The organism is Methanobacterium formicicum (assembly GCF_029848115.1).
Classification (GTDB): Archaea; Methanobacteriota; Methanobacteria; order Methanobacteriales; family Methanobacteriaceae; genus Methanobacterium; species Methanobacterium formicicum.
On sequence record NZ_JARVXG010000059.1, the window covers coordinates 12,501 to 22,500 of the forward strand.

Here is a 10,000-nt window from a genome sequence, read left to right on the forward strand (position 1 = left end):
AGTTTACCAGAAAATATGCGACCCCCAGATCCCTGACGGTTGGGAACGGCTAAATCATTCACTGGAACTTTTATCCAGTTTCAACTGCCGCACCGTAATCCGGATGACTTGTGTTGCTGGTCACAACATGACCCATCCCGAGGAATATGCACGGATCATTGAAAGCACCAACCCTGACTTTGTGGAGATCAAAGCCTACATGTATGTAGGCAGCTCACGTGAACGTTTAAAATTCGAAAATATGCCCCGATCCAGGGATATTTTAAGTTTTGCCCAAAATATCGCCAGTTTATGTGGACGGGAGATCGTGGACCAATCCCTTGAAAGCAGAGTGGTGCTCCTGGCCTGAAGAAAAACTATAGGGATGTCCCAGTTATGATTCCATTTATTCCATTCTATTGCCCAAAGGAAGGAGTTTCAGGAACCCAATGACAGTTTTGAATCATAATTTTCCCATAGATTTAATTAGGTGTTGAACATAGATAGTATGGAAAGATGAGATAATTGTTAAAAACTAAGATCTAAAGGAGTGCTTGGTATGAAAAGGTTGTTGTTGGCTTTAATAATATTAACCATATTTTTAAGTCCCATATACAGTGCAGGTACCTCGGGATTTGCAATCACCTACGGAGAGACAACTTACAAAAACCCCACCTACAAAAGTACGGTGGATAGTTATTTTGATTCACACACCGATAAAAATTTGAATAATTCCAATACCAAGGTGGTGACTGCTTCACAGGTGAATCAAATTGCCAAAAACATCACCGGGCGGACTTACAACTCTAATCAGATCTTTTCCTGTGCACTGGTAGACTTGAGCTACAGTCAAGGCATCCGAATCATTGTGGATACCAGCAAAATAAACACCGTGACCTCTAAAATGTATGCCAATGCCTTAAAATCCACTGGTATTGAAAACGGTTATGTGGTGGTTACTTCACCAGTCAGTGCTACCGGTGAATCAGCCTTAACCGGAGTTTTGGAATCTTACGAAGTAGCAGTTGGTACGGCCATACCCGAAGAAGCAAAGAAAGCTGCCACTGAAGAACTTTACACCGAAACTCAAATTGCCAACCAAACTGGTCAAAGTGCAGATAAAGTAGCCGAACTTTTTGACAAGGCCAAACAGGAAGTGCAGAAACAAAACCTGCAGGATCCAGCACAGATAAAGGTCATAGTTATCAATGTGGCCAACAGCCTGAATATAAGTCTGACCGACCAGCAAGCACAGGACATAGCCAATACCCTGGCCAACTCACAGAAAGTTCAGGGCAGCCTTACTGATTTCAAAAATCAGCTCCAAGCTGCCACACAACAGGCCAGCCAGTCCCAGGGAATACTAGATCAGATAAAAAATTATCTGCAGAGCTTTTACGATTACTTAATGAGTCTCTTGGGAACGCAGTAAAATTTAACATCTCGGGATACCTTGACAGGCAAAATTATAAATAATAAGTTTAGATAATGCCATTAAGAGTTTCCAGACTGCTGTTGATGATCAATCTGTAAAATTATACTATTCCCATAATAAAAAAACACTTTCCAAGTACTATAGGTATAATGATAAAAACCAAGATCAACTGGCCGGGACCTTTCATTATATTTCTTAGATCCTACATTAAAAGTTAAGGATGAACCAGTTCCAATTATTTAATGAACGGTCCAGATGAGATTATCAAAAGATAGTGGATCTCCGGCTAAAAATTAGGATAACGTATGCATGGCCTAAACAATTATCCACTTGGTTTAAAAAATGAATTACATTTGTGTCAGAATAAGTTGTTGTCGTAAATAGTGATAATCATGCTAATTGCCCAGAACCATTTGCAATTAATAATAGAAGTAGCAGTGATAATACACATGGGTGTTTTACTGCTCATAAACATTATTCCCTTCACTTTAAGTATGGTACTTTTCTTATCCCTTATTTTAACCATGTTACTGGCGGGAATTTTCAGTATTGATTCTGCCATGCTCTTTCTACCCTTTGTTTCCCATCAGGAGTTCACCCACCCCTTCGGTCCCCTGGCAGTTTTTGCCTGGGTAACTCTTTCAGCATCAGCCAGCCTGTTGAGTGAGGTTGAAATTAAATCCACCTCCATCACCGCCTTGTCCCTGATACTTTTCGGGGTGATAGCAGTTGCCGGAGGACTGATGCACCGGTCATTCCTGATACTATGGTTCCTGGGCTGGTTTATAGGATACTTCATAATGTCCAAGAGTTTCCGCCGAAGTGTTAAAATCACTCGAAAGAGGGTTGTAACTGCGGTAGGAGCAGCTGTAGGTGGTTTTGCAATTCTGGAAATATTATCCAAGGTGTTAAATGCATCTGTTCTCAGTCCCCTACTAAGGCTTAGCCGGATAGAAGAATACTCACTTCCCAGTCTGAAAATGGTTATAAACAACACCCAACTGTGGGGACACGTACAGGGTTCCTGTTACTGGGCATCAAGCTGTTTAGGTGGCTCTGATGGGTACCTTTCACTACCCATGAACCTGATCAACACCTTAACCCTACCTTTCCCCCTGTTTTTCGGGGTTTTAGTCACCAAAAAAGATATCATCGACTACATGCTCCCCGGGATATTTGGTGTGGCCTTTGACTTCGGATACGGAGGTCTTTTAGCATTATTATGCTGGTGTGCATTTGTTATGGCCAGTGGTTTCTACGTACTCCGTAAATACCGCAGCAAAAGAAGAGTGGGAAGTAGAAGATACCTCGGAAGGGAAGCACTTCTCATCGGGGCGTTAACTGCATTCATAGCCCAGAGTATAATTGGACTCTTCCTATTCAACCGAACCCTCAACGGTTCTGCCATGTTAACCTATATTTTCTTATCGGCTATGGTGGTAGCTCACCTGGTATCCGTAAGATCCAGTTTAAGATAAAAAAAAAGTGAGAAAAGTACCTCTAAAAGTATTCTTAGAGAAATTTCCTCCCTAATAAATTTTTATAATTTCTTTCTATAAAAAGTCCTAATTCTTGCTATAAACAAGTTATAACTACAATTTCTAAGTATTTTTAAAAATTAAATGTTACAAATAAACTAAAAGGGTAAAATTAATAGTAGAGAAAAATAGTGGAGTTAATCCCTACTAAAATCATTTACTATGTTTATTCCAGACTATGGCATAGCTCGACTGCTTTCTGGGCAGCGGCTTCCATGGAGGTTTCGTAACTTACTCCCGCTTCGGTGAGTAAGCGTTGCCCCTCTTCTTCATTGGTACCAGTGAGCCGTATGACCAGGGGCACTTCCCGTTTAGACTCTTTTAACACACTGATAACCCCATGGGCCACATCATCCGCCCGGGTTATTCCACCTAAAACATTTAAAAACACTACTTTTACTTGAGGGTTGGATATAACCAGGTTCAGTGCACGGGCAATGTTTTCCTGTGATGCTCCTCCACCTATATCCAGGAAAGTGGCGGGTTCTCCACCATAAAGTTTGAGCATGTCCATCCCGGTGAGGGTGAGACCGGCACCATTACCAATAACTGCAATATCACCGTCCAGTTTAACATAAGCAAATTCATCAGCAGATTCTGCTTTAAACTGGGCCATATCCCGGTGGCGGTAAAGGGAATCATCATCGATATCCAGTTTAGCATCAGCAGCAATAACTCCCTGGTTGGTGAGAACCAGAGGGTTGATCTCGGCTATATTGGCATCGTACTTCAGGAATATCTGGTAAAGTTTCCAGATGATACCTCCCACCGGAGATATGAGCTCGTTATCCACTCCCATTTTACGGGCTATTTCCCGGGCCTGGTAGGGCATGAACTCCTCCAGAGGGTCCTGGTGATACTTATATATTTTGTCGGGGGTAGTGCTGGCTACCTGTTCAATATCCACCCCACCAGATTTACTGGCCATTATAAGTGGTTTGCGGGCCGACCGGTCCACAGCCACGCTGAGGTATAATTCATCCCGGATATCCAGCATTTCCTCAACCAACACTTTCCGAACAGTTTCTCCCCGTATAGTACTCCCTAATAGTTCTTTTGTTAGCTGGTAAGTCATTTCCGGATTATCTGCAAATTTAATACCTCCAGCTTTGCCTCGTCCACCAATCAATACCTGGGATTTTATGGCTACTGGTTTTTTGATGGTTCCAGCAGCTTCCTGAGCTTCTTCCGGTGTTTCGGCCACTATACTTGGGGGTGTTGGTATCCCTCCTGCTTTGAATATTTCTTTGGCCTGGTATTCATGGACTTTCATGTTCACACTTCCTGCTGGGAAAGTTCCATTCCTGCTTCAAATGCCGAGAGGTTTTTGTCCTCTGTTCCAGGAGGTACACTGGCTGCTATGGCTTTACGGGCTGATTCTTCAGATATAACTTTGGTGAAACCAGTTATAGCTCCAATCATTACGATGTTAGCCACGATACGCAGCCCCACCTTTTCATCAGCAGTGCGGGTAGCCGGTGCATGGTAAACTTGAATATGGTGTTCTTTCACAAAGGAACTGATTTCATCCTCATTCACCATATCTGGATCGATTATCAGGATTCCTCCCTCTTTCAATCCATCTAGGTAGGCAACCAGGGCTTCGTGGGACATGGCCACAAATATATCAGGATTATGGACCTTAGGATAATCAATTTCCTCATCACTGATAACCAGTTCTGTTCTTGAAGCACCTCCTCGCGCTTCTGGCCCATAAGATTGGGTTTGCACGGCGTGTATACCATCATACAAGGCTGCTGCCTTACCTATGACGATTCCTGCCAGTATAACTCCCTGACCACCAAATCCAGCTATTCTGATTTCTTTACGCAACTTCAATCCCCCTGGTATGCTGATCTGATTGCAGATGGCTTTCCAGTTGTGCATTTATCTTCCAGTAGTTGGCAGATCCTATCTGAATATTCTGCTTCTTTTTTAGCTTGGAATTCTCCCACAACTATCTTTCCTTCTAGTTCTTCATTAGAAAGTTTGTCTGCTCTTCTTTTTACGATGCTGGCCTCTTTCATCCACTGCATCATTTCCACCGGAGTGCGCATCTTGTTTTTACGCCCAAAGTAAGTGGGGCACTGGGAAATTACCTCTATGAAGGAAAATCCATTGTTCTGAAGTCCTTTTTTAATGGCATTGGATAACTGCACTGGTTGTGCTGTGGTCCATCGAGCCACATAGGTTGCACCTGCTGCTTTAACCAGTTCGGAAAGGTCAAATGGTCTTTCGATTGCCCCGTAGGGTGCGGTTGATCCATAACTTCCCCGGGGACTGGTGGGACTGATCTGTCCTCCGGTCATTCCGTAGATGCTGTTGTTGATACATATAACGGTGAGGTTAATGTTACGGCGCGCTCCATGGATAAGGTGGTTACCTCCGATGGCCGCTGCATCCCCGTCCCCGGTGAATACCACTACTTCATTTTCAGGGTTGGCCAGCTTAACACCGGTAGCAAAGGATATGGGGCGTCCGTGTGTGGTGTGCAAAGAGTCACATTTAACATAGCCGGGTATTCGAGAGGAACATCCTATCCCCGACACCATTACCACATCTTCAAAATCCACCTCAGCCATTTCCATACCATTGAAGAATGTGTTCATGATAATTCCATTTCCGCATCCTGCGCAGAATATATGGGGAAGTCTGTCCTTCCTTAAGTATTTCATAAAACGATTTTCCCTGTTTTCTTCCATCTTCTCCATCTCCATGGGATGAAAATAATTAAATTTGATAATTTTTAACTCCAAATGCCCTTGAATAATTTAATTATCTAATAGTTAAGATATCTGACTTATCTGGCTTATTCATCCCTATAAGCCTAGTTGTTGTTATTTAACGATTATGCACCTAACTTGATCCCGATTTTATTACTTTCAAGATCTCCTCGGGAAGGTGCATTTCACCACCGATCTTGGAAGCTAACTCCACATCTTGGGGAAGGATCCTTTGAATCTCGTAGAATATCTGTCCCAGGTTCATTTCTACAACAATTACCCGCTGGGCTTCTCCAACTGCTTCCCTGATCATCTTTTCCGGTAAGGGCCACACCACATCCAGTTTAACAAATCCTGCTTTTAAACCCTCTTTTCTAGCTGTTCTAACCGCTTTTAGGGCTGATCTGGAAGGTGCACCATAGGAAAGCACAATTACCTCAGCATCATCCACATTTTCACTTTGTATCCTTGCAATTTCATCAGTGTGGTGCAAGATCTTGTCACATAAACGTTTGACCAGTTGGGCGTGGGTTTTTGGATTAGATGCATCAGGATAGCCCCTTTCATCATGGGTGAGTCCGGTGATATGCATTTTATATCCATCACCAAAAGCAGGCATGGGACTGGTCCCATCAGGCTCGGCATGGTAGGGTAAAAAGTCCTCTGGGCCCTGAGTGGGCATCTGGCGGGTAGTGATGTTAACCTTCTCGGGTATGCTTATTTTTTCCCTCATATGGCCCACGATCTCATCACTCATGACCATTACTGGAACCCGGTACTTTTCCGCCAGGTTAAAGGCCTCCACTGTAAAATCAAAACATTCCTGTACTGATGAGGGGCACAAGGCTATGACTTCGTAGTCCCCGTGGGATCCCCAACGGGCCTGCATCATATCACTCTGACTGGCCATGGTTGGTTGTCCCGTGGATGGAGATCCTCGCTGCATGTTTATTATGACCAGTGGGGTTTCGGTCATTACGGCATATCCTATATGTTCCTGCATTAGGGAAAATCCTGGCCCAGAAGTGGCAGTCATGGCCTTTCTACCGGACCATACCGCCCCGATAACTGCGCCCAGGGCGGATATTTCATCCTCCATCTGGACGAAGGTACCTCCCTCACGGGGCAGGAACAATGCCATATCTTCTGCTATCTCGGTGGAGGGAGTTATGGGGTAGCCGGCAAAAAAACGACATCCTGCTTTAATTCCGCCCCGGGCACAGGCTTCGTTACCCTGTATAAAATAATCCTCAGTTTTCATCCGCATCATCCACTTTTTCATCTACTTTTATTGCCTGATCAGGACACATCATGGCACACAGCTGACACTGGGTGCACTTGTCCTCATTTTCAGGTACTGGAACATTCACACCCTTTTTATTGAGCTTCCCTGATTTCCCATAAACTTTACGGGGACAGAACTCGGTGCAGATGTTACAGCCTTTGCACAGATTCTCATTAACGGTTATCATGAAATCTACCATTTTTTATAAAATATTAGCGGTGATATTTTAAATAATTGTTGATGCTGGTCCCTATTGATAAAGACCTGAAATATCCACAACCCTTAAAATACGTTGTATAAACTTTAATTGGATTCAATGGTCACTCGAATCTACTTCTTCCACATACATCAAAGGATACTGTAGCTCTTCAATGTAGTGCATGCGCACCACCACTTTCACCCCTTCAAATTCAGAGGTAACCTTCACATCCAGCATATCTCCAGTGAGGGAAAGGTACTGGTATTCATTTCCAGCATTTTCTAACGTTTCACGGTCAATTTTTACTTCCACACTGTTGATACAGGGCTGTAATGTTAGGGATTGTTCCATGGCTTTTTCCAGTGAGGGGGCCGTGTCCCGGTCTACTGGTGTCCCCACGAACTGGTGGAAAAGTGCACCCATGGTTATGGCCCCTTCAAATATAGCCCGTTCCCGGGTGGTAATATTCTGGAAATATTTTTCATCACTCATTCTAACACCTGGTACTATTATAATGGATTATATAATTGGATTTAATTTTCTATTATTTGAACATCCTGATTTTTAATCGGAACTTTAAAAGTAAGAGTAGTAAGAACTTATTTTCTTAAACAAAAGATTAAAACATGGGTATGTTCTATTTATACAGTTAAAATCCCAAACCTAGAAAGTTAGTGATCTGGGATATGTTTGATTCAATTGCACCGGCCGGAGTAGGGAAGAAGTAACCCAACGTCAGAAAGAAGGTCAAAGCCACCGTAGCTATGAAAATTATGATTTTATCCTCCTTTACCGGATAAAAATAACTTAATACAGTTCCACAAACCATAAATGCAAGTATTATTGCAATTGCATAATATTGCTGTTGATTGGCTACTCGGGAAGTTTTGATAGGGTACATCTTCCCCTGTTTAGCCTCGATCATCAACCTCTCTTTAGTTGATCCCAGGGGGTAGCAGGTGATCAAAAATAACACATCACCCTGCTCCACAGACAACCGGTAATCTGCCGGTACAATGGTACTGTTCTCAACTATATACTCCACATAACCTATTCCTGGCCATTCCAGAGTTATATTGTCACCCGCCTGTAACTGGTCCAGTTTGAGAAAGGGAGAACCATGAAGGGTGCGGTGCCCAAATAAGACCACCGTTCCACTGCCGGGTTTAGCAGATTGGGGTTCATGGTAGATTCCGTAGTCCACTGATTTGTTATTTATGGTCTGATCAACACCAATTTTAGGTATTATGACATAAGGAGTCTCCCCTGGTTTTTGATTAATGGTCTGGGTAGCAGAATAGTAATTGACTTCCACCAGGGCATAAAAAGAGATGATGATCATCCCGGCAATGATTAAAAAAGTGGAGATTTTCATGGAATTTCACTGAAAATGTTTAAACTTTTGGTTAACCGGGTTTCCATAATAAGGTTAACCGAGTGCACTGGTCCATAGTTATGTAAAGATCAGGATATAACCGTTTCTAAAACTCACTGGAAGAATTTGGCATAGACCACTCCTGCAACCAAGATTATGGCTCCAACCACAAACAGACCAAAGGGAACACCTGTTTTTGATGTGGGTACGGACGTGTTGGTGGTGGCCGCAGCAGTAGCCGGGACAGCAGCTGATGAAGTTTTTTCACTTATTTTTGAACCGGCAGCTGTTTGTGGCCACTGATAGGTGTAAGAGTAATGCTGACTTTGACCGGGTGATATTACCACATCCCAGGCCGCTGTATTGGCCCAGGGTAACTCTTTATCTATGTAGGTCACCTGAGGATTACTGTAGGTAAGATTAGAATCAATAGGTACAATAGGAGCCCTCACAATACCTGATACTTGTGGACGTGTTGTATCCTGGTTCTTTATCCAGAAACAGAAGTGTCCTTTCCAGGATACCAGATCCAGATTGGGATTCAAGTACTCAATTTCATTGGGAAGGAACCAGGTGGCAGTTAGACCCGGTTCATTTAGAAGGGGCCAGAAAGTATTATCAATAGAATCGCTCCGACGAATATAAACTGGTAACTGTGCCGAAGGATAGGGGTAGGCAACTAGCTTAAAGGAGACAGTTTTAGTTTCTCCCGGTTGTATTTTCCAACCAAGATCATCGGCATCAACATCGGACATGTACTTGATCATCTTCAAGGCGGAGGGGTTAGTCCAGGCTACTCTCCAGTAAATGGAGGGAGAAGTCTGATTGTACTTCTGACTTATCTTAAAGTACTCCACATGATCATTGTTGTTTTTAATGGTAACCGTTATAGTAGACTCTAGATAGGTGAAAAGTACCTCTGAGTTTTGTTCTTTAACCCATGCCTGTTGATCCTTAGTGTCGGACCATTCTGCTGCCCATGAAGATGAAATGACAGCAAATAGAATTAAAACTATCACCGCCATGAATAATTTGTTAATGCTCATTTAAGCCTCCCCCAATTTAGGTTCTCCTGATAGCTTATTCCACTGATACTTCACCTGTATCCATCTAACCAGTTCCGTATATCTGTTTTAACTCAGTTATCATCCATTCCGGAGCATCCTGGGTGGGTACAGTCAGCTGTAAGCTCTGACTATTCTGCATCAGGAACAGGGCATTTTCACGGGGTACTTCCAGCACTACCATGTACTGCACATCCAGTTCACCCAGATTGGAAGCCCGTTCAAAGTCGGATAATTTCCAACCGTAGGCATTGAGTAAACTGTTAACCTGTGTTGAGTCCCAGGTGTTTGATGCCGCTGCTTTAAGGAGTTCCTCCACATCAGTGTTAGCAGTTTGGGTTCTACTGTTGGTCATGGTCAGAGTGTTAATGGCAATTTCCTGGGATTGTTCCAGGTTGGCAT

Annotated in this window: 12 protein-coding genes (2 of these 12 only partly in view); 3 read left to right on the top strand and 9 right to left on the bottom strand. The window is 43.2% G+C overall.

All coding sequences use genetic code 11. The annotated features are described in order from the left end of the window. The 3 genes from twy1 to QC759_RS11260 form a co-directional block, all read left to right on the top strand. Positions 1-349, top strand: partial view of a 4-demethylwyosine synthase TYW1 gene (twy1, locus tag QC759_RS11250; protein ID WP_048073068.1) — the end only. The gene continues 566 nt to the left of window position 1, outside the view; the window shows 349 of its 915 coding nt (coding positions 567-915); its start codon lies off the left edge, out of view; the stop codon is at positions 347-349. Between the two features lie 189 nt (positions 350-538). After that, complete coding sequence (locus tag QC759_RS11255; protein WP_048073067.1) at positions 539-1,411, top strand: DUF1002 domain-containing protein; 873 nt, start codon at positions 539-541, stop codon at positions 1,409-1,411. Positions 1,412-1,806: 395 nt separating this feature from the next. After that, positions 1,807-2,892: a hypothetical protein gene (locus tag QC759_RS11260; RefSeq protein WP_048073066.1), complete on the top strand. Its 1,086-nt coding sequence runs from the start codon at positions 1,807-1,809 to the stop codon at positions 2,890-2,892. 226 nt (positions 2,893-3,118) lie between these two features. Here QC759_RS11260 and sucC read toward each other — a convergent pair whose 3' ends face one another. From sucC to QC759_RS11305, 9 genes are all read right to left on the bottom strand, one after another. Continuing rightward, a complete protein-coding gene (sucC, locus tag QC759_RS11265) occupies positions 3,119-4,225 on the bottom strand; it encodes an ADP-forming succinate--CoA ligase subunit beta (protein WP_048073065.1) in 1,107 nt (368 codons plus the stop codon). Positions 4,226-4,227: 2 nt separating this feature from the next. After that, the gene (locus QC759_RS11270) at positions 4,228-4,785 is read right to left on the bottom strand and encodes a 2-oxoacid:ferredoxin oxidoreductase subunit gamma (protein WP_048073064.1); all 558 of its coding nucleotides are present in this window, start codon (positions 4,783-4,785) and stop codon (positions 4,228-4,230) included. A 2-nt stretch (positions 4,786-4,787) separates the two neighbouring features. Then, on the bottom strand, positions 4,788-5,654 hold the full coding sequence (locus tag QC759_RS11275; RefSeq protein WP_048073063.1) for a 2-oxoacid:ferredoxin oxidoreductase subunit beta: 867 nt from the start codon (positions 5,652-5,654) through the stop codon (positions 4,788-4,790). Between the two features lie 154 nt (positions 5,655-5,808). Beyond that, positions 5,809-6,936 carry a 2-oxoacid:acceptor oxidoreductase subunit alpha gene (locus QC759_RS11280; RefSeq protein ID WP_048073062.1) on the bottom strand — a complete coding sequence of 376 codons (1,128 nt, stop codon included), beginning with the start codon at positions 6,934-6,936 and terminating at the stop codon, positions 5,809-5,811. Further along, positions 6,926-7,147 (bottom strand): 4Fe-4S dicluster domain-containing protein, encoded by a 222-nt coding sequence (locus QC759_RS11285; RefSeq protein ID WP_048073061.1) that lies wholly within the window; start codon positions 7,145-7,147, stop codon positions 6,926-6,928. Before QC759_RS11285 ends, QC759_RS11280 begins: the two co-directional genes overlap by 11 nt. 126 nt (positions 7,148-7,273) lie before the next feature. After that, positions 7,274-7,651 (bottom strand): dihydroneopterin aldolase family protein, encoded by a 378-nt coding sequence (locus tag QC759_RS11290; RefSeq protein ID WP_048073060.1) that lies wholly within the window; start codon positions 7,649-7,651, stop codon positions 7,274-7,276. Positions 7,652-7,808: 157 nt separating this feature from the next. After that, positions 7,809-8,534 (bottom strand): class E sortase, encoded by a 726-nt coding sequence (locus tag QC759_RS11295; protein WP_048073059.1) that lies wholly within the window; start codon positions 8,532-8,534, stop codon positions 7,809-7,811. 113 nt (positions 8,535-8,647) lie between these two features. After that, entirely contained in the window at positions 8,648-9,580 is a 933-nt protein-coding gene (locus QC759_RS11300) for a hypothetical protein (RefSeq protein ID WP_048073058.1), read from the bottom strand. 64 nt (positions 9,581-9,644) lie between these two features. After that, on the bottom strand, positions 9,645-10,000 hold the 3' portion of the coding sequence (locus QC759_RS11305; protein ID WP_048073057.1) for a DUF515 domain-containing protein. It continues 1,021 nt past the right edge of the window; the window shows 356 of its 1,377 coding nt (coding positions 1,022-1,377); the start codon falls outside the window, past its right edge; its stop codon occupies positions 9,645-9,647.

Bases quoted from the DNA above. Each gene is read 5' to 3' on its own strand.
- QC759_RS11255 (WP_048073067.1), top strand. From the start codon at position 539: ATGAAAAGGTTGTTGTTGGCTTTAATAATATTAACCATATTTTTAAGT.
- QC759_RS11300 (WP_048073058.1), bottom strand. From the start codon at position 9,580: ATGAGCATTAACAAATTATTCATGGCGGTGATAGTTTTAATTCTATTT.
- QC759_RS11285 (WP_048073061.1), bottom strand. From the start codon at position 7,147: ATGATAACCGTTAATGAGAATCTGTGCAAAGGCTGTAACATCTGCACC.
- QC759_RS11260 (WP_048073066.1), top strand. From the start codon at position 1,807: ATGCTAATTGCCCAGAACCATTTGCAATTAATAATAGAAGTAGCAGTG.
- QC759_RS11290 (WP_048073060.1), bottom strand. From the start codon at position 7,651: ATGAGTGATGAAAAATATTTCCAGAATATTACCACCCGGGAACGGGCT.
- QC759_RS11280 (WP_048073062.1), bottom strand. From the start codon at position 6,936: ATGAAAACTGAGGATTATTTTATACAGGGTAACGAAGCCTGTGCCCGG.
- QC759_RS11275 (WP_048073063.1), bottom strand. From the start codon at position 5,654: ATGGAAGAAAACAGGGAAAATCGTTTTATGAAATACTTAAGGAAGGAC.
- sucC (WP_048073065.1), bottom strand. From the start codon at position 4,225: ATGAAAGTCCATGAATACCAGGCCAAAGAAATATTCAAAGCAGGAGGG.
- QC759_RS11295 (WP_048073059.1), bottom strand. From the start codon at position 8,534: ATGAAAATCTCCACTTTTTTAATCATTGCCGGGATGATCATCATCTCT.